Source organism: Burkholderia sp. AU45388, from assembly GCF_030481585.1.
In the GTDB taxonomy this organism is placed as follows: Bacteria; Pseudomonadota; Gammaproteobacteria; order Burkholderiales; family Burkholderiaceae; genus Burkholderia; species Burkholderia sola.
In genome coordinates this window covers 82,580-100,087 of the sequence record NZ_JAUJPV010000021.1, presented here as the reverse complement: position 1 = coordinate 100,087, position 17,508 = coordinate 82,580, and the positions used below count along the sequence as shown (strand labels likewise).

Below are 17,508 nucleotides of genomic sequence, written 5' to 3'. Positions count from 1 at the left end.
GAATCAAGCATGAGCGGTCAAAACCAGACCCCGTACTATTTTGTGCCGCATCCGTCGCAGCATCCGATCAGCGCGGCCATCGGCCTGCTGGTCATGCTCGGGTCGACAGCGCTGTGGATCAACGGTCACGACTGGGCGCCGTTTACGGCGCTGCTCGGCCTGCTGTGGTTGCTCTTCACGCTGTATCACTGGTTCGGCGACGCGATCGCCGAATCGGAAGGCGGTCAATACGGCAAGAACGTCGACAAGTCGTACCGCTGGAGCATGAGCTGGTTCATCTTCTCGGAAGTCATGTTCTTCGGCGCGTTCTTCGGCGCGCTGTTCTATGCGCGTGAAATCGCGCTGCACCAGCTCGGCAGCCTCGACTACAAGCTGATCTGGCCGGATTTCTCCGCCGTGTGGCCGAACGAAGGCCCCGCCGCGCTCGCCGGTCACTTCAAGACGATGGGCCCGTGGCCGATCCCGACGCTGAACACCGCGTTCCTGCTGTCGTCGGGCGTGACGCTGACGATTTCGCACCACGCGCTGCGCGACGATCGTCGCAAGAAGGCGATCGCATGGCTGGCCGCGACGCTCGTGTTCGGTATCTGCTTCCTGTTCCTGCAGGGCTTCGAGTACTACCACGCGTACAACGAACTGAACCTGACGCTGAACTCGGGCGTGTACGGTTCGACGTTCTTCCTGCTGACCGGCTTCCACGGCTTCCACGTGTTCCTGGGCGGCACGATGCTCGCGGTGGTGCTGGTGCGGATGATCCGCGGCCACTTCAAGCCCGATCATCACTTCGCATTCGAAGGCGCCGCGTGGTACTGGCACTTCGTCGACGTCGTCTGGCTCGGCCTGTACGTCGTCGTCTACTGGCTGTAAATGGAAAAACGGCCCGCGCAGCGATGCGCGGGCCGTTTTCATTGGTGTCGCGGGCGCGGCGGCGACGCTGCGAGCGACATCACCCTGGCGCCGCCGCGACTCAGTCAGGCGGCGCTTTTACTTGGTGGCGCGGCCGTGCGGCTAAATGTCACAGCGCCGGCGCGGCGACGGCATCAACGTCCGATCGGCAAACCGGTCGAATGGATCCAGCCCATCCAGTTCGCGAACAGGATGAGCAGGAACAGCGACACCGACAGCCCGACGCGGGTGGCGAGCGACCAGACCATGCGCTTCGTATGGCCGCGGTCGTGCATCATGAAGTAGAGCGCCGAGCCCATGCTGGCAATGATGAGGACGAAGGCGATGGGAACGAGTATGTGCATGACGCGAACCGGACGACGGCAATTCGAAAGGAAGAGGATAATTATCGCACTTCGCTTTCGCGCATGTGCCGGGCGGGCCGCATGATGAAGATCCGCTGGCTGCCTGCGCTGCTGATCCTCGTCGTCGTGGCCGTCACGATCCGGCTCGGTTTCTGGCAGCGCGACCGCGCGCACCAGAAGGAAGCGCTGCAGGCGAACATCGCGCGCTACGAGCAGGCGGCGCCGGTCGACCTCGGCGCGCAGCCGGTTCCGCTCGCGTCGATCGAGTTTCATCGCGTACGGGCAAAGGGCCGCTTCCTGCCCGAGCAGGCGGTGTTCCTCGACAATCGGCCGTATAACGACCAGCCGGGTTTTTACGTCGTGATGCCGTTTAAACTCACGGGCGGCGGCGTCGTGCTCGTGAACCGCGGCTGGCTGCCGCGCAACATCGCCGATCGCACGGCGATCGAGCCGTTCACGACGCCGGCGGGCGACGTCGAGATCGTCGGCATCGCGCGCGCCGACGCGTCGCGCGCGTTCGAGCTCGGCGAAGGCGGGTCGGCCGCGCACCAGAAGATCCGGCAGAACCTCGACGTCGCCGCGTACGCGAAGGAAACCGGGCTGCCGCTGCAGCCGTTCGTGATCCAGCAGACGAGCGACGACGGCGACAAGCTCGTGCGCGACTGGCCGGCGGCGACGACCGGCGTCGAGCGCAATTACGGTTACATGTTTCAGTGGTGGGCGATGGCGGCGGCCGCGCTCGGCTTCGGCCTGTACGCCGCGCGGCGTGCGGCGAAGAAGTCGGCCGGCGCGTGAGCGTCATGCCAGGACGCGGCGCCGGCGCCGCGGGTTCGTTTCGAGAGGTCTGATTTGTCCATGCAATCTTCCCGTCAGGGTCCGGCCGCCGCGCCGATCTCGCCCGCGGCCCGCAAGCGCGGCCGCTGGATGCTCGTGCTGCTCGGTCTCGTGTGCGCCGCGCCGATGATCGCGTCGTATTTCACCTATTACGTGATCAAGCCGAAGGGCGGATCGACGAACTACGGCACGCTGATCGAGCCGCAGCGCCCGATCCCGGCCGATCTGCAGGTGACCGACGAGACCGGCAAGACGGTGCCGCTGTCGTCGCTGCGCGGGGTCTGGCTGTTCGTGATGACCGACCGCAGCGCGTGCGACGACGCGTGCGCGAAGAAGCTCTATTTCATGCGCCAGATCCGCGTCACGCAGGCGGGCGAACGGCACCGGATCACGATGGTGTGGCTGCGCAGCGATGCGGGCGCGGTGCCGCAGAAGGTGCTGGACGCGTATCCGGACACGCGCCGGTTCGTCGCCGATCCGGCCGCGGTGGCCGCGTGGCTGCCGACCGATGCCGGCACGAAGGACAGCGACCACATTTACATGGTCGACCCGAACGGCAACCTGATGATGCGTTTTCCGAAAGACCCGAATCCCAGCAAGATCAAGTCGGACGTGACGAAGCTGCTGAAGTGGTCGAGCATCGGTTAAGGCGAGAGAACGAGGCACCATTCCGATGTCGTATCTACTGCAACTCGGCCTGATCGGCTTCTGCATCGCGCTGCTGCCGCTGTCGTACGTGTGGGTGAAGGCCGACGACAATAAATTCCGCAAGCTCGTGTGGATCACAACGTTCCTGACCCTCGACCTGGTGATGTTCGGCGGCTTCACGCGGCTGACCGACTCGGGCCTCGGCTGCCCCGACTGGCCCGGCTGCTACGGCACGTCGTCGCCGTTCATCGCGCACGCGGCGATCACGGCCGCGCACCAGGCGATGCCGACCGGGCCCGTCAGCATGACGAAGGCGTGGATCGAGATGATTCACCGCTATTTCGCGATGGCGATCGGCGTGCTGATCATCGCGCAGGTGGCGATCGCGTGGGCCGCGCGGCTGCGCCGCCGCCCGCTGCACGTGTCGCCGTGGTGGCCGACGAGCCTGCTGCTGCTGATCCTCGTGCAGGGCGCGTTCGGCGCATGGACGGTCACGATGAAGCTGCAGCCGGTGATCGTCACGATCCACCTGCTGCTCGGCCTCACGCTGCTCGGCACGCTCGGCTGGCTCGCGGCGCGGCAGACGCCGCTGCCGTCGCATGACCCGGAGGCCGGGCGTTACCGTGCGGCCGCGCTCGCGGCGCTCGTGCTGCTGGTCGTGCAGATCGCGCTCGGCGGCTGGGTGAGCACCAACTACGCGGTGCTCGCGTGCACCGACTTCCCGACCTGCAACGGGCAGTGGATTCCGCCGATGGACTTCCAGCACGGCTTCCACCTGTGGCGCGCACTCGGGATGACGAAGGACGGCGACGCGATCACGCAGGACGCGCTGGTCGCGATCCACTGGACGCACCGCACGTTCGCGTTCGTCGTGGTCGCCTACCTGGTCGCGTTCGCGCTGAAGATGCGCCGCTTCGAATCGCTGCGGCGGCCCGCGAACGGCGTGCTGCTGGTCGTGCTGCTGCAGTTCGTGACGGGCCTGACCAACATCGTGCTGCAGTGGCCGCTGCCCGTCGCCGTCGCCCACAACGGCGGGGCCGCGATCCTGCTGCTGCTCGTCGTCATGTTAAACTTTCGCATCCTTTCAAGCCGCCCCGGCCGTGTCGCGCAGCCTGCGCGCGACGCCGCCCCGGCGTGACCGTCCCCATGCAAAGCACCCTCTCCCAATCGCCCGGTAGCCGCTTTTCCCAGTACATGGCGCTGACGAAGCCGCGTGTCACGCAGCTCGCGGTGTTCTGCGCGGTGATCGGCATGTTCCTCGCGACGCCGGGCATGGTGCCGTGGCACGTGCTGATCGGCGGCACGGTCGGCATCTGGCTGCTGGCCGGCGCCGCGTTCGCGATCAACTGCCTCGTCGAACAGAAGATCGACGCGATGATGCGCCGCACCGCGTGGCGCCCGTCCGCGCGCGGCGAGATCACGACGCCGCAGATCCTGCTGTTCTCGGCCGTGCTCGGCAGCGTCGGCGCATGGACGCTGTATACGTTCACGAACCCGCTGACGATGTGGCTGACGATCGCGACGTTCGTCGGCTACGCGGTGGTCTACACGCTGCTGCTCAAGCCGATGACGCCGCAGAACATCGTGATCGGCGGTGCGTCGGGCGCGATGCCGCCGGCGCTCGGCTGGGCCGCGGTCACCGGCGCGGTGCCGGGCGACGCGTGGATCCTCGTGCTGATCATCTTCGTGTGGACGCCGCCGCATTTCTGGGTGCTCGCGCTCTATCGCCGCAAGGATTACGAGAACGCGGGGCTGCCGATGCTGCCCGTCACGCACGGCGAGAAGTTCACGCGGCTGCACATCCTGCTCTATACGGTGATCCTGTTCGCGGTCACGATGATGCCGTTCATTTCCGGCATGAGCGGGGCCGTCTACCTGACGAGCGCGGTGCTGCTCGGCGCGGTGTTCCTCGCGTATGCGTGGAAGATCCATCGCGACTATTCGGACGCACTCGCCCGCAAGGCCTTCCGCTACTCGATCGTCTATCTGTCGCTGCTGTTCGTCGCGCTGCTCGTCGATCACTATGCACGCCCGCTGCTCGGCGTGTAACCGCACGGTTTGAACGCAATGCTCCCATCACGGTTCGGGCGCCGCGCGCGCCAAGGCTGGATGCTCGCGTGCGCATTCACGGCAGCGCTGCTGCTCGCCGGATGCGACAACGCGCCGAAATTCCAGAATCTCGACATCACCGGCAACACGCAGTTCGGCAGCGACTTCTCGCTGCCCGATACGACCGGCAAGGTCCGCACGCTCGCCGACTTCAAGGGCAAGGCCGTCGTGATGTTCTTCGGCTATACGCACTGCCCGGACGTGTGCCCGACCACGATGGCCGAGCTGTCCGAAGCGCTGAAGCAGCTCGGGCCCGATGCCGCGAAGCGCGTGCAGGTGCTGTTCGTCACCGTCGATCCGGAACGCGACACGCCGGCGCTGCTCGGCCAGTACGTGCCTGCATTCGATCCGTCGTTCATCGGCTTGCGGCCGGCCGACGAAGCGGCGCTCAAGAAGGTCACGAAGGATTTCCGCGTGTACTACGCGAAGGTGCCCGGCAAGACGCCCGGCAGCTATACGATGGATCACACGGCCGCGAGCTACGTGTTCGACCGCGACGGCAAGCTGCGCCTGTTCGTGCGCGACGGCCAGGGCCCGGCCCCGTGGGTCCACGACCTGAAGCTGCTGGTCGATTGACCGGCCGCCGCCGGGCGCGCGGCCCGGCGTTTCGCGCGACGGCCGTTTCGCGCCGTCACGTTTTCCCTCGCCCTCTTCGTTGTGCGCATGCGCTGCCCGCCGGGCGGCGCGTCGGCATGCGCGCGTCGCGCCGAAGCCGCGTTACGGCAGCGCCGGCACGTCGAAGCCGGTTGCGGCGCGCGTGATCCTGAATTCCGTCACGCGATAGGTGGCGAGCCCCTCGGTGACGAACGGGTCGGTTTCGAGGATCGCGTCGAGTTCGTCGCGATCGATGCGGGCCGCGAGGATCACGCCGCCTTCGCGCGGCACCTTCGGCCCCGCCGCGATGAAGATGCCCTTGTCGAACTGCAGCTGCAGATACGCGCGATGGCGTTCGAGCGCGTCGTCGATGCGCTCGAGCGACGCGGTGTAGTGGATGTCGATGACGTACATGGATGGCCCTGGAATGATGCCGGCGCTGCGCGCGCCGGCCGGCCGGTCTTTTTAGCACAGCGGACGCGGGCTGTCGCGCTCGCGCTGCCGCCTGACGGGCGGCGCGAAGGCGGTCGACGAGGGGCGGCGGCGTGACGGGTATCGGCCGATGAGGCGATGCGTCGACCACAAAGTGCAACTAACGGCTGACTTGTGCATCGGCCGCCAGCACTGCGCTGGTGCATACCCATATGAGCGGGATGTATTTCACTTCCCGCCGATCCTGTGACACCATTTGCCCCTTCCTGCGAGTCCGGGCATACCCGTATCGCGCCCCCTTTCAAGTAAGCAAGAAAGCGAGAAACAGATGAAGCGTCGTAGTCTCCTGAAGGTATTTTCCGTGCTGGCCACCGGTGCCGCGCTGACGCTGTCGGCGGCCGTGCATGCCGAAGACAAGGTGATCAAGGTCGGTACGGTCGCCGGCCCGGATGCGCAAGTGTGGCAAGTCGTGCAGAAGGTCGCGAAGGAGAAGGAAGGCCTGAACGTGAAGGTCATCGAGTTCAACGACTACGTGCAGCCGAACGCGGCGCTCGATTCGGGCGACCTCGACGCGAACAGCTTCCAGCATCAGCCCTACCTCGACAGCCAGGTGAAGCAGCGCGGCTACAAGATCGTCAGCGCGGGCCTGACCTACATCTCGCCGATCGGCGTGTATTCGAAGAAGTTCAAGTCGCTGAAGGATCTGCCGCAGGGCGCGAAGCTCGCGGTGCCGAACGATCCGTCGAACGAGAACCGCGCGCTGCTGCTTCTGCAGACGCAAGGTGTGATCAAGCTGAAGGCCGGCGCCGGCACGGGCGGCAACAACGCGACGGTGCTCGACATCGCCGAGAACCCGAAGAAGCTGAAGATCTCCGAACTCGACGCCGCGCAACTGCCGCGCGTACTGTCGGACGTCGACGCGGCCGTGATCAACACGAACTACGCGCTGGCCGCGAACCTGCAGCCGACCAAGGACGCGATCGCGCTCGAAGCGCTGACGAGCCCGTACGCGAACCTGATCGCCGTGCGTGCGAAGGACAAGGATCAGCCGTGGGTGAAGAAACTGGTGAAGGCGTACCAGTCGCCGGAAGTGAGGGAATTCATCAAGAAGCAATTCAAGGGCTCGATGGTCGCGTCGTTCTGAACGCGATCGTTTGATCGAATGAAGGCCTGCACGTGTGCAGGCCTTTTTTTCGTGTGCGAGCGGAATGCTTTTCGAGATGCAGGAGTAGTGTGAAGATTACACGCCGCAATTGCATCGGCGTTCATGGATGAAAGCCGTTTGGTAACGGTTCGACACGTTGGTATGGAACGTGTGCGCGACTGCTCGAATTCGGAATCGCTATGCATTTTCTCTCTCTGGCATCCCGCTGCGCCCCGTCATTGCTCGCGTCGAGCAGAATGACGATTTATTCCGCGTGAGATTCCACCGTCGTTGCGGTGCGATCGGTCAACAGATCGGCCGGGTTTGTCGGCGCGGTAACCGTATGTCTTCGTTAGACTAAAAAACATTTTTAAAAATTACGAACGAGGACGCTGAATGAGTGCTGTCGAGAAATTGAGTGCGGCTTACCATTACTATGGGATGGTCAATCTGACTGCGGGAGAATTGTTCTTCTGGATCATGGTTGACGAAACGATGAATCAGTTGGGCGTCGATGATGCCGTGTCGGTTGGTATGATCTTGCTGGGTAGAAGTAATTTGCCGACCAGGGCAAAGCCGATCGACGCGATACAGGGGACTTCGCGTGCAAGCAAATACTCAAGAAGAGTTTTTCAAAAGGCTCAATTCCCGTTTGGTTGGAAATTGCCAACACTGGTAGGCGGACCAGTGCGAAATTTGAAAATCAGGCTGGTTAGAAACATCGGAACCTTCGTAGGAAGAACGATCCCAGTGCTTGGTTGGGTGATTCTTGCAAGGGATATTTCTATTATTGCCGGCAAGACGGTGGCTCACTACAATAGAGTTGCAAGGGAGGGGGATAGGTTATGGTAGATCTTGAAAAAAGGGTGATTGAGTTTGTGAGGAAAAAGTCCGGATTCTCTATATCATTCATGGCCGATGAGATAACGGAAAGTACCGATTTGGATCTGGACTTGCGTTTTGATGATTGTGAGGTCGAGGATCTGATGCAAGAGTATTCGGTGAAATTCAATGTTGATATAAGTGGATTCGACATAAAAAAATATTACCCGGAAGACGATTCTTCATTTCTTGACTTGATCAATCCGTTTAAGAAAAAAGTGATCCATCGTGTTCCGGATCTGAATGTTCGAATGCTGATCGCATCGGCAAAAGCGGGACGCTGGCTCTATGACTGACCGCTCACCGAGTTTGTCCACGACCTGACGGGGGCGCTGTGCGGCGTTGCTGCAAACAGCGCGCAGCCTCTTTTTTCGTAGCGATGCACGTAAAGGCGGGCGACCGCGCGACGTTCAGCGCGCCGCTCACATCTCGCCGCGCCGCGAGCAGATCGACATGATCTGCTGGATCGCGTAGTTGTCGCGCACGCCCGGCAGCGACTGCACGACGCATTCGTGAAAGCGCCGTTCGCGCGGCAGCAGCATCGCGTTGTTGCGGTACAGCGCGTCGCACGAGCGCTGGATCAGTTGCGCCGCGGCGCCGTTGCGGCTTTCGCGCAGCGCATTGAGCATGCAGTCGTCGTATTGCGCGTTGCCATCGGTCAGCGCGAAGGCGGCTCCCGGCAGCGCCAGCGCGACGGCCGCGCATGCGATCGAACGAATCATTCGTTTCAAGTCCCCCTCCGATGGTGTGGGTCGGGCCGGCGGACAGCATAACGTAAAGCGGTCGGCGCGGCTGACGCGTTGCGGGAGGTGCGAGGCGCGATGCGGGCCAGCGCGCCATGACATGACGGGCGCGCCGGCTTCTGCCTGTTTTCCTCCGACGAAACCCGGTTTTATACCGGTGCTGTGCGACGCGCGCGCATTGCCATATACTGTATATCCATACAGCCGTGGGTGGCGTCATGCTCGCATCCTCCATTGCTCCCGAATCGCTTCATCCGTCCCTGTGGCGCGGCTCGCAACTCGCGCGCGGCGGTCCCCGCACGATCGAAACCGGCTTCGCGCCGCTGTCGGCTGAACTGCCGGGCGGCGGCTGGCCGGTCGGCGGCCTCGTCGAACTGCTGGCCGCGCAGCCGGGTTGCGGCGAGATGCGGCTGCTCGCGCCCGCGCTCGCCCGCGCCGTCAGCGCGCGGCGGCCGCTCGCGCTCGTCGCGCCGCCGCAGTCGCCGCATGCCACCGCGCTCGCGAGTCTCGGCGTGCCGGCCGACACGCTGCTGTGGCTGCGCGCCGGGAGCCGCACCGATGCGCTGTGGGCCGCCGAGCAGGCGCTCAAGACCGGCTGTTGCGGTGCGCTGCTGCTCTGGCAGGACGCGCGGCCCGATGCGCTGCGGCGCCTGCATCTCGCGGCCGCGCGCACCGGCGACACGCTGTTCGTGATGCTGCGCCCGCTGTCGGCCGCGCGGCAGCCGTCGCCGGCCGTGCTGCGCGTCGCGCTGTATCCGGTGCCGGGCGGCGTGTCGCTCGACATCGTCAAGCGTCGCGGGCCCGCGCGCAGCGAGCCGCTCGTGCTCGATTTGCCGTCGCCCATCGTGGAGAGCCGCTATGCGCGTCTTGCTCGGCATCCATCTGCCGCGCCTGCCGCTCGACGTGTGCGCCCCGCCGCCGTCTGACGCAGCAGCCGGCGAGGCCAGCGACGCCGGCTGTGCGGTGCTCGAGCACGGCGTCGTGCTGATCGCCGATGCGGCCGCGCGCCGGCAGGGCGTGCGCGCGGGCATGAAGCGCGGCGGCGTCCTCACGCTCGCGCCCGCGACGCAGCTCGTCGAACGCGATCCCGCCCGCGAAGCCGATGCGCTGCGCGCGGTCGCGCTCGCGCTGCTGCGCTTCTCGCCGTGCGTCGCGCTCGACGACGAAGCGACGTTGATCGTCGACGTCGGCCCGAGCCTGCGCCTGTTCGGCGGGCTGCCGTCGCTGTGCCGCCAGGTGCGGGCGACGCTCGCGGCGCTCGGCTATGCGGCGCGCCTGTCCGCCGCGCCGACCGGTCGCGGCGCGTGGCTGCTCGCGCGCACGTCGGCGCGCTCGCGCATTCGGCGCCGCGTCGCGCGTCACGCGTCGCTCGTTTGCACGCTCGATCGGCTGCCCTGTGTGCTGCTGCCCGACGCGCGTCCGTATGCCGGCTGGCTCGACGGCCTCGGCTGCCGCACGCTCGCCGATCTGCGCCGCCTGCCGCGCGCGGGGCTGCAGCGGCGCTGCGGTCCCGCGTTGCTGGCCGCGCTCGATCGTGCGTACGGCGAAGCGGTCGAGCCGCTCGCGTGGATGGCGGTGCCGCCCGTGTTCGACGTGCGGCTCGAATTGCCGGAACGCGTCGAATACGCGGAAGCCGTGTTGTTCGCCGCACGGCGGCTCGTCGTGCAGCTGTGCGGCTGGCTGGCCGCGCGGCAACTGTCGCTGGCCGCGATGACGTTCGATCTCGAACACGAGCGCGGCCGCCAGGCCGTGCCGCCGACGCCGCTCGAGCTGGCGTTCGCCGCCCCCGTGCGCGACGAAGCGCATTTCATGCGGCTGCTCGGCGAGCGGCTCGCGCGCGTCGAGTTGCCGGCCGCGGTGATCGCGGTGCGGCTGAAGGCCACGCGCGTCGAATCGGTCGCGCCGCCGGCCGACGATCTTTTCCCCGAGCCGGGCGGTACGCGGGAAACCCGCGAGCGGTTGCTCGAACTGCTGGTCGCGCGGCTCGGCGCGGACAACGTATTGCGCGCGGCCCCTGTCGCCGATTACCGGCCCGAGGCCGCGAACCGCTGGCTGCCGCTCGATGCGCAAGCCGGCAAGCCTGCTGTCGTGCCGCTCGCCGCGCCGCCGCGGCCCGCCTGGTTGCTCGCCGAGCCGCTGCCGCTTCTGATGCGCGGCGAGCGGCCGGTATTTCATACGCCGCTGCGGATGATGTCGTCGGCCGAGCGAATCGAAGCCGGGTGGTTCGACGGGCAGTTGATCGCACGCGATTACCACGTCGCGCAGGACGAGGAAGGCGCGTGCTACTGGGTATTCAAGGAGCGGACGAGCAGTCAGGCTGCCCCGCGCTGGTTCCTGCACGGTTTGTTCGGGTGAACGGAGATGGTTGCGGAATTCAGTTTGCTGCCCGATTACGCGGAGTTGTTCTGCCGCTCGAATTTTTCGTTCCTGCATGGCGCGTCGCATGCGGACGAACTGGTCGAGCGTGCGGCGGAACTCGGCTATCGCGGGATCGCGATCACCGACGAATGCTCGCTCGCCGGCGCGCCGCGCATGCATGTCGCCGCGAAAGCGAAGGGGCTGCCGCTCGTCATCGGTTCGTATTTCGACGTCACGCCGGACGACGTCGCGCCCGGCCACGATCCGGGCCCCGGTGCGTTCGGGCTCGTGTTGCTCGCCCGGAATCGCGAAGGGTACGGCAACCTGGCCGAGTTGATTTCGTGGCGGCGGATGGAGGCGCCGAAGGGAACGTACCGGCTGACGCCGCGAATGTTGTCGAGGCCGCCTGAGCAATTCGCCCATCTGCGCGGGATGCCCGATTGCTTCGCGATCCTCGTGCCCGCGTATCCGGTGCGGGCGGACGTGCTCGACGCACAGGTCGCATGGTTTCGCGCGACGTTCGGCGAGCGCGCGCGGCTCGGGCTCGTGCAGTTGCAGCGCGCGCTCGACGGCGCGCAGCGCGACGAGATTCGCGAGGCCGGCGAGCGGCGCGGCGTGCGGATCGTCGCGCTCGGCGACGTGACGATGCACCGGCGTTCGTGCAAGGCGTTGCAGGACGTGATGACGGCGATCCGTGTCGGCATGCCGGTGGCCGAGTGCGGCTATGCGCTCGCGCCGAATGCGGAGCAGCATCTGCGTTTGCGGAAGCGAATCGCAGCGCTGTTTTCGCCGAACGAGATGGCGGAGACGTGCGCGATTCTCGATGCGTGTCATTTCGAACTCGACGAGTTGAAGTATGAATATCCGCTCGAACTCGTACCGCGCGGACACACGCCGACCAGTTACTTGAGGCAGGAGACGTGGGCAGGTGTCGCTCGACGCTACTGGAATGGCGTGCCGGAGAAAGTGGCGAAGCAGATCCGCCATGAACTCGGCCTGATCGCCAAAATGAAGTACGAACCGTTCTTCCTGACCGTCTACGACATCGTCAAATACGCGCGCAGTCAGAACATCCTGTGCCAGGGCCGCGGCTCGGCCGCGAACTCGGTCGTCTGCTATTGCCTCGGCATCACCGAAGTGAATCCCGACCAGAGCACGATGCTGTTCGAGCGCTTCATCAGCGTGGAACGCGGCGAACCGCCCGACATCGACGTCGATTTCGAGCATCAACGCCGGGAAGAGGTGATCCAGCACATCTACGAAAAATACGGGCACGACCGCGCCGCGCTCGCGGCCGCCGTCTCGACGTATCGCCCGCGCGGCGTGCTGCGCGAAACCGGCAAGGCGCTCGGCGTCGATCCGATGCTGGTCGATCGGGTCGCGAAGGGGCATCGCTGGTTCGACGGCAGCCGCGATCTGCTGCAGCAATTCGCGTCGACCGGGCTCGATCCGGCGACGCCCATTATCAAGACATGGGCCGAACTGGCGGGGCGCCTGCTCAATTTCCCGCGTCACCTGTCGCAGCACTCGGGCGGCTTCGTGATCAGCCGCGGCAAGCTCACGCGGCTCGTGCCGGTCGAGAACGCGGCGATGGACGGGCGGCGCGTGATCCAGTGGGACAAGGACGATCTCGAAGCGCTCGGGCTGATGAAGGTCGACGTGCTCGCGCTCGGCATGCTGTCGGCGCTGCATCGCGCGTTCGACCTGCGCACCGCGTGGCGTGGCCCAGCGAAGGACGGCAAGCCATTCACGTTGAAACACATTCCGCAGGACGACGAAGCAACTTACGACATGATCTGCCGTGCCGATACGGTCGGCGTGTTCCAGATCGAGTCGCGCGCGCAGATGTCGATGCTGCCGCGGCTGCGGCCGCGCAACTACTACGACCTCGTCGTCCAGGTGTCGATCGTGCGTCCCGGGCCGATCCAGGGCGGCGCGGTGCATCCGTACCTGAAGCGGCGCAGGATCGTGGCCGGCGAAGAGAAGGGCGAGGTCACGTATCCGAGCGACGCGCTCAAGGCCGTGCTCGAACGCACGCTCGGCGTGCCGATCTTCCAGGAACAGGTGATGCAGATCGCGATCGTCGCGGCGGGCTTCACGCCTGGCGAGGCCGACGCGTTGCGCCGGGCGATGGCCGCATGGAAGCGCAAGGGCAACCTCGAGAAGTATTACGGCAAGATCGTCGACGGGATGCTCAAACGGAACTACACACGCGAATTCGCCGAGCAGATCTTCGAGCAGATCAAGGGCTTCGGCGAATACGGCTTCCCCGAAAGCCATGCGGCCAGCTTCGCGAAACTGGCGTACGCGAGCAGCTGGCTCAAATGTCACGAACCCGCGATCTTTCTCGCCGCGCTGCTGAACAGCCAGCCGATGGGCTTCTATCCGCCGTCGCAACTCGTGCAGGACGCGAAGCGTCATCGCGTGAAGGTGCTGCCGATCGACGTCACGCAAAGCAATTGGGAAGCCGCGCTCGAAGCGCAGCCCGATCAGCCGCCGCCGCACGGCCAGCCCGCGGTGCGGCTCGGCCTGTCGCTCGTGCGCGGCCTGGGCGAAGCGGCCGCGCGGCGCATCGAAGCCGCGCGCGCCGCCGGCCCGTTCGACAACGTCGACACCCTCGCGCGCCGCGCGCAGCTCGAACGGCGCGATCTCGAAGCGCTGGCCGCCGCGAACGCGCTCGCGACGCTCGCCGGCCATCGCCGCGATGCGTTGTGGCAGGCCGTCGCCGCGGCGCCGGAGCGCGATCTGCTCGCCGCCGCGCCGATCGACGAGGGGGAGCAGCCCGCGCTCGGCGCGCCGTCGGAAGCCGACGACATCCTCGCCGACTATCACACCACCGGCCTCACGCTGAACCGCCACCCGGTCGCGCTGCTGCGGCCGGCGTTGCGCGCGCAGCGGCTGTCGTCCGCGGCCGAGCTGCGCGACCGCCCCGACGGCCGGCTCGCACGCGCATGCGGGCTCGTGATCGCACGGCAGATGCCGGGCACCGCGAAGGGCGTGATGTTCATGACGCTCGAAGACGAAACGGGCTGCGTGAACGTGATCGTCCGGCCCGAGCTGCTCGCGCGGCAGCGCCGCGAAACGCTCGATTCGCGGCTGCTCGCGGCGTCCGGCGTGTGGCAGGTCGTCAGCGACGTGCGGCACCTCGTCGCGCAGCATTTCGAGGATCTGACGCCGCTGCTCGGCGGCTTGCGCACGTCGAGCCGCGAATTCCACTGACGCGTGCATCGCGCCGGCCTGCTCATCGGTGCATACCAGTTGGCTCAACTGGTTCTATTCCGGTCTCATATTCACGCCCGAAATCCGGCCGAATCCTGCACTGGAACCGTCCCTTTGCATACCACTTCGGGTAAATCCCTATCCCGCACTGCATTGTAAACAAAGGCTTTGTCGGTACTAAAACGCTTGCCGCGCAAGGCTTTCGGCGATTTCCGCGAGGCTAATACCAGTTCGTTGACTGGTATTATGGTGGTTATATAATGCGTTCACTTTCGACGGTCCGAGATCGTCGTCCGACACCGGAGGCACATGGAAACCGGCTGGTCCGAACTGGCGCCCGATCCCCTCGACGACACGCCGCTCTATCTGCAGCTCGCCCGCAATCTGGCGAGCGCGATTCATGCCGGCGCGTGGCGGGCCGGCGAGGCGCTGCCGTCGGAGCGGCTGCTGTCGGTGTCGGTCGGCGTGTCGCGGATCACCGCGCGGCGTGCGCTCGCGCTGCTGGTCGAGCAGGGCCTGATCAAGCGGGCGCGCGGGGCAGGCAGCTTCATCACGCCGCGCGTCGCCGATCCGCTGTCGCGTCTCGTCGGCTTCACCGCGAAGATGCAGCAGCGCGGCTTCGTGCCCGATTCGGTGTGGCTGTCGCGCACGCTGCGCGCCGCGAGCCGCGACGAGCTCACGCATCTCGGCCTCGCGCCCGGCGCGACGGTCGCGCGGCTCGAACGGCTGCGCCGCGCGGACGGCATCGTGATGGCCGTCGAGCATTCGACGCTGCCGGCCGCGGTGGTGCCCGATCCGCAGGCGCTCGGCGCGTCGCTGTACGAATACCTGGAGGCGCGCGGCATGACCGTCGTGCGCGCGTTGCAGCACTTTCGCGCCGCGAACGCGACGCACGCGATCGCGAAATGGATGGCGGTGAAGCCGGGCTCGGCGCTGCTGGTGATCACGCGCATCGGCTACGGCGCCGATCAGCGCGCGATCGAAGTGACCGAAACGTATTGCCGCGACGATTACTACGACTTCGTCGCCGAACTGAAACGCTGACGCGCGAGACTGCCCGCGCACCCCGCGCAATCGCGATGGAACGCAATCGCGCGCAATGAATCGCAACGGATTGGCCAATCACGACGCGCACGCCCGCGTCACCCGATCATCAAGAGAACGTCATGCTGACTGGCAACATCCTCACCTCCGACGGCTGGATTCACGGCTCGCTCGATAGCGAGAACGGCCGCATCACCACGCTCGACGGCACGCCCGTCGATCCCGCGACGAACGACGCGCCGTACATCCTGCCCGGCTTCATCGATCTGCACGTGCATGGCGGCGGCGGCGCCGACGTGATGGAAGGCGGCGACGCGATCGAGACGATCGTCCGCACGCACGCGCAATTCGGCACGACGAGCCTGCTCGCGACGACGATGACCGCGCCGCGCGACGAACTGATGGAGGTCGTCGCGAACCTCGGCACCGTCGCGCGCACCCGCACGCCCGGCGGCGCGCGCGTGCTCGGCGTGCATCTCGAAGGCCCGTACATCAACCCCGGCAAGCTCGGCGCGCAGCCGGACGCGGCCGTGTCGGCCGTGCTCGACGAGGTGCTGAAGTACCTGTCGATCGCGCCGATCCGCGTCGTCACGCTCGCGCCGGAAATCGCGGGCCACATCGAGATCATCGGCGAGATGGCCGCGCGCGGCGTGCGCGTGCAGCTCGGCCACTCGCTCGCGACCTATGACGACGCGGTCGCCGCGCTCAAGCACGGCGCGTGCGGCTTCACGCACCTGTTCAACGCGATGTCGCCGCTGCATCACCGCAACCCGGGCCTTGTCGGCGCGGCGCTCGCGCATGCCGAGTACGCGGAAATCATCCCCGACCTGCTGCACGTGCATCCGGGCGCGATCCGTGCGGCGCTGCGCGCGATCCCGCGCCTGTACGTCGTGACCGACAGCACGTCCGCCACCGGCATGCCCGACGGCGAATACCGGCTCGGCAGCCAGCACGTGACGAAGTGCCTCGGCGGCGTGCGGCTCGCCGACGGCACGCTCGCCGGCAGCACGCTGACGATGGACCAGGCGCTGCGCAACCTCGTGTCGCTCGGCCTGCCGATCGCCGACGTGTCGAACCGGATGTCGCGCTACGCGGCCGACTACCTCGGCATCGCCGATCGCGGCCGCCTCGAGCGCGGCGCATGGGCCGACCTCGCGGTGTTCGATCGCGACCTGAACCTCACCGCGACCTACGTCGAAGGAGAATCGATTGTCGAATATGCTTAAGGAAGCGCGCGAGTCCGCCCAGGTCGTCGCCGCGCAACTCGCCGACACCGCGCGCGTCGAAGCGCTCGCCGGCCAATTGCTCGATCACCCGCCGGCCGTCGCGCTGACGGTCGCGCGCGGCAGCTCGGATCACGCCGCCAGCTATTTCGCGAGCCTGACGATGAGCCGCCTCGGCGTGCCGGTCGCGTCGCTGCCGATGTCGGTGGCCACGCTGCAGCAGGCGCCGCTGAAAGTGCAGGACCAGCTCGCGCTCGCGTTCTCGCAGTCGGGCAAGAGCCCTGATCTCGTCAACACGATGACTGCGCTGCGCGAAGCCGGCGCGCGCACCGTCGCCGCCGTGAACGTGCTGCCGTCGCCGCTCGCCGACGCATGCGAGCACCAGTTGCCGCTGCTGGCCGGCCCCGAGCTGTCGGTCGCCGCGACCAAGAGCTATATCGCGATGCTGTCGCTGTCCGCGCAGATCGTCGCGTACTGGCAGCGCGACGCCGCGCTGATCACCGCGTTGCGCGGCCTGCCCGACGTGCTCGCGCAGGCCGGCCGGCTCGACTGGTCGCAGGCCGTCGCGGCGCTCGCGGGCGTCGAGCGGATGATCGTGATCGGTCGCGGCCTCGGCCTCGCGATCGCGCAGGAAGCCGCGCTGAAGCTGAAGGAAACGTCCGGCATCCAGGCCGAGGCATTCTCGAGCGCCGAAGTCCGTCACGGCCCGATGGAGCTGATCGACCGCGACTATCCGCTGCTCGTGTTCGCGCCGCCCGGCCCCGAGCAGGCCGGCCTGCTGCAGTTGGCCGCGGACATGCGCGCACGCGGCGCCGCCGTGCTGCTCGCGGCGCCCGCCGGCACGCCCGGCGTATCGACGCCCGGCGTATCGGGCACCGTGCTGCCGCTCGCGCAGTCGGCCCATTCGGCGCTCGACCCGATCGCCGCCATTCTTTCGTTCTACGTGATGGCGGCGGATCTCGCCGTCGCGCGCGGCCGCAATCCCGACACGCCGCGCCACCTGAACAAAGTCACCGAAACGCACTGAT

The 17,508-nt window shown here is 66.6% G+C and carries 18 protein-coding genes; 15 read left to right on the top strand and 3 right to left on the bottom strand.

Annotated elements, in window-relative coordinates:
* Positions 1 to 9: 9 nt before the first annotated feature.
* Positions 10 to 867, top strand: a complete 858-nt coding sequence (locus QZM72_RS27210; RefSeq protein ID WP_301739661.1) for a cytochrome c oxidase subunit 3 — start codon at positions 10 to 12, stop codon at positions 865 to 867.
* A 173-nt stretch (positions 868 to 1,040) separates the two neighbouring features.
* On the opposite strand, the gene QZM72_RS27205 is transcribed toward QZM72_RS27210, so the two are convergent.
* Positions 1,041 to 1,250, bottom strand: a complete 210-nt coding sequence (locus tag QZM72_RS27205) for a twin transmembrane helix small protein (RefSeq protein ID WP_006477735.1) — start codon at positions 1,248 to 1,250, stop codon at positions 1,041 to 1,043.
* Positions 1,251 to 1,334: 84 nt separating this feature from the next.
* Between QZM72_RS27205 and QZM72_RS27200 the strand changes: the two genes are divergently transcribed.
* The 5 genes from QZM72_RS27200 to QZM72_RS27180 are packed head-to-tail and all read left to right on the top strand — an operon-like array spanning position 1,335 to position 5,417.
* Positions 1,335 to 2,045: an SURF1 family protein gene (locus QZM72_RS27200; protein ID WP_301739677.1), complete on the top strand. Its 711-nt coding sequence runs from the start codon at positions 1,335 to 1,337 to the stop codon at positions 2,043 to 2,045.
* A gap of 60 nt (positions 2,046 to 2,105) precedes the next feature.
* The gene (locus tag QZM72_RS27195; RefSeq protein ID WP_301739660.1) at positions 2,106 to 2,732 is read left to right on the top strand and encodes a cytochrome C oxidase subunit I; all 627 of its coding nucleotides are present in this window, start codon (positions 2,106 to 2,108) and stop codon (positions 2,730 to 2,732) included.
* Positions 2,733 to 2,757: 25 nt separating this feature from the next.
* Entirely contained in the window at positions 2,758 to 3,870 is a 1,113-nt protein-coding gene (locus QZM72_RS27190) for a heme A synthase (protein WP_089468517.1), read from the top strand.
* Positions 3,871 to 3,878: 8 nt separating this feature from the next.
* Positions 3,879 to 4,781 (top strand): heme o synthase, encoded by a 903-nt coding sequence (cyoE, locus tag QZM72_RS27185; protein WP_050014816.1) that lies wholly within the window; start codon positions 3,879 to 3,881, stop codon positions 4,779 to 4,781.
* Positions 4,782 to 4,799: 18 nt separating this feature from the next.
* Positions 4,800 to 5,417 carry an SCO family protein gene (locus QZM72_RS27180; RefSeq protein ID WP_050014818.1) on the top strand — a complete coding sequence of 206 codons (618 nt, stop codon included), beginning with the start codon at positions 4,800 to 4,802 and terminating at the stop codon, positions 5,415 to 5,417.
* 141 nt (positions 5,418 to 5,558) lie between these two features.
* Here QZM72_RS27180 and QZM72_RS27175 read toward each other — a convergent pair whose 3' ends face one another.
* On the bottom strand, positions 5,559 to 5,849 hold the full coding sequence (locus QZM72_RS27175) for a YciI family protein (RefSeq protein WP_089468516.1): 291 nt from the start codon (positions 5,847 to 5,849) through the stop codon (positions 5,559 to 5,561).
* Positions 5,850 to 6,195: 346 nt separating this feature from the next.
* On the opposite strand from QZM72_RS27175, the gene QZM72_RS27170 reads away from it, so the two are divergent.
* From QZM72_RS27170 to QZM72_RS27160, 3 genes are all read left to right on the top strand, one after another.
* Positions 6,196 to 7,011, top strand: a complete 816-nt coding sequence (locus tag QZM72_RS27170; RefSeq protein WP_089468515.1) for a MetQ/NlpA family ABC transporter substrate-binding protein — start codon at positions 6,196 to 6,198, stop codon at positions 7,009 to 7,011.
* A gap of 396 nt (positions 7,012 to 7,407) precedes the next feature.
* Positions 7,408 to 7,863: an STM2901 family protein gene (locus tag QZM72_RS27165; protein ID WP_301739659.1), complete on the top strand. Its 456-nt coding sequence runs from the start codon at positions 7,408 to 7,410 to the stop codon at positions 7,861 to 7,863.
* On the top strand, positions 7,857 to 8,189 hold the full coding sequence (locus tag QZM72_RS27160) for a DUF1493 family protein (RefSeq protein WP_301739658.1): 333 nt from the start codon (positions 7,857 to 7,859) through the stop codon (positions 8,187 to 8,189). Before QZM72_RS27165 ends, QZM72_RS27160 begins: the two co-directional genes overlap by 7 nt.
* 126 nt (positions 8,190 to 8,315) lie before the next feature.
* On the opposite strand, the gene QZM72_RS27155 is transcribed toward QZM72_RS27160, so the two are convergent.
* Entirely contained in the window at positions 8,316 to 8,624 is a 309-nt protein-coding gene (locus tag QZM72_RS27155) for a VF_A0006 family four-cysteine protein (RefSeq protein ID WP_301739657.1), read from the bottom strand.
* Positions 8,625 to 8,854: 230 nt separating this feature from the next.
* On the opposite strand from QZM72_RS27155, the gene imuA reads away from it, so the two are divergent.
* The 6 genes from imuA to QZM72_RS27125 all read left to right on the top strand — a co-directional run bounded on the left by imuA (position 8,855) and on the right by QZM72_RS27125 (position 17,507).
* Positions 8,855 to 9,562 (top strand): translesion DNA synthesis-associated protein ImuA, encoded by a 708-nt coding sequence (imuA, locus tag QZM72_RS27150; RefSeq protein ID WP_089468511.1) that lies wholly within the window; start codon positions 8,855 to 8,857, stop codon positions 9,560 to 9,562.
* Positions 9,495 to 10,991 (top strand): DNA polymerase Y family protein, encoded by a 1,497-nt coding sequence (locus QZM72_RS27145; protein ID WP_301739656.1) that lies wholly within the window; start codon positions 9,495 to 9,497, stop codon positions 10,989 to 10,991. Before imuA ends, QZM72_RS27145 begins: the two co-directional genes overlap by 68 nt.
* A 6-nt stretch (positions 10,992 to 10,997) precedes the next feature.
* On the top strand, positions 10,998 to 14,213 hold the full coding sequence (locus QZM72_RS27140; RefSeq protein WP_301739655.1) for an error-prone DNA polymerase: 3,216 nt from the start codon (positions 10,998 to 11,000) through the stop codon (positions 14,211 to 14,213).
* Between the two features lie 309 nt (positions 14,214 to 14,522).
* A complete protein-coding gene (locus tag QZM72_RS27135) occupies positions 14,523 to 15,257 on the top strand; it encodes a GntR family transcriptional regulator (RefSeq protein ID WP_089468508.1) in 735 nt (244 codons plus the stop codon).
* 122 nt (positions 15,258 to 15,379) lie between these two features.
* The gene (gene nagA / locus QZM72_RS27130) at positions 15,380 to 16,483 is read left to right on the top strand and encodes an N-acetylglucosamine-6-phosphate deacetylase (RefSeq protein WP_089468507.1); all 1,104 of its coding nucleotides are present in this window, start codon (positions 15,380 to 15,382) and stop codon (positions 16,481 to 16,483) included.
* The gene (locus QZM72_RS27125; protein WP_301739676.1) at positions 16,476 to 17,507 is read left to right on the top strand and encodes an SIS domain-containing protein; all 1,032 of its coding nucleotides are present in this window, start codon (positions 16,476 to 16,478) and stop codon (positions 17,505 to 17,507) included. The genes nagA and QZM72_RS27125 overlap by 8 nt, the downstream gene beginning before the upstream one ends.
* Position 17,508 lies beyond the last annotated feature (1 nt).

Bases quoted from the DNA above. Each gene is read 5' to 3' on its own strand.
- QZM72_RS27210 (WP_301739661.1), top strand. From the start codon at position 10: ATGAGCGGTCAAAACCAGACCCCGTACTATTTTGTGCCGCATCCGTCG.
- QZM72_RS27165 (WP_301739659.1), top strand. From the start codon at position 7,408: ATGAGTGCTGTCGAGAAATTGAGTGCGGCTTACCATTACTATGGGATG.
- QZM72_RS27190 (WP_089468517.1), top strand. From the start codon at position 2,758: ATGTCGTATCTACTGCAACTCGGCCTGATCGGCTTCTGCATCGCGCTG.
- QZM72_RS27140 (WP_301739655.1), top strand. From the start codon at position 10,998: ATGGTTGCGGAATTCAGTTTGCTGCCCGATTACGCGGAGTTGTTCTGC.
- QZM72_RS27200 (WP_301739677.1), top strand. From the start codon at position 1,335: ATGAAGATCCGCTGGCTGCCTGCGCTGCTGATCCTCGTCGTCGTGGCC.
- QZM72_RS27170 (WP_089468515.1), top strand. From the start codon at position 6,196: ATGAAGCGTCGTAGTCTCCTGAAGGTATTTTCCGTGCTGGCCACCGGT.
- QZM72_RS27145 (WP_301739656.1), top strand. From the start codon at position 9,495: ATGCGCGTCTTGCTCGGCATCCATCTGCCGCGCCTGCCGCTCGACGTG.
- nagA (WP_089468507.1), top strand. From the start codon at position 15,380: ATGCTGACTGGCAACATCCTCACCTCCGACGGCTGGATTCACGGCTCG.
- QZM72_RS27160 (WP_301739658.1), top strand. From the start codon at position 7,857: ATGGTAGATCTTGAAAAAAGGGTGATTGAGTTTGTGAGGAAAAAGTCC.
- imuA (WP_089468511.1), top strand. From the start codon at position 8,855: ATGCTCGCATCCTCCATTGCTCCCGAATCGCTTCATCCGTCCCTGTGG.
- QZM72_RS27175 (WP_089468516.1), bottom strand. From the start codon at position 5,849: ATGTACGTCATCGACATCCACTACACCGCGTCGCTCGAGCGCATCGAC.
- QZM72_RS27125 (WP_301739676.1), top strand. From the start codon at position 16,476: ATGCTTAAGGAAGCGCGCGAGTCCGCCCAGGTCGTCGCCGCGCAACTC.
- cyoE (WP_050014816.1), top strand. From the start codon at position 3,879: ATGCAAAGCACCCTCTCCCAATCGCCCGGTAGCCGCTTTTCCCAGTAC.
- QZM72_RS27180 (WP_050014818.1), top strand. From the start codon at position 4,800: ATGCTCCCATCACGGTTCGGGCGCCGCGCGCGCCAAGGCTGGATGCTC.
- QZM72_RS27195 (WP_301739660.1), top strand. From the start codon at position 2,106: ATGCAATCTTCCCGTCAGGGTCCGGCCGCCGCGCCGATCTCGCCCGCG.
- QZM72_RS27205 (WP_006477735.1), bottom strand. From the start codon at position 1,250: ATGCACATACTCGTTCCCATCGCCTTCGTCCTCATCATTGCCAGCATG.
- QZM72_RS27135 (WP_089468508.1), top strand. From the start codon at position 14,523: ATGGAAACCGGCTGGTCCGAACTGGCGCCCGATCCCCTCGACGACACG.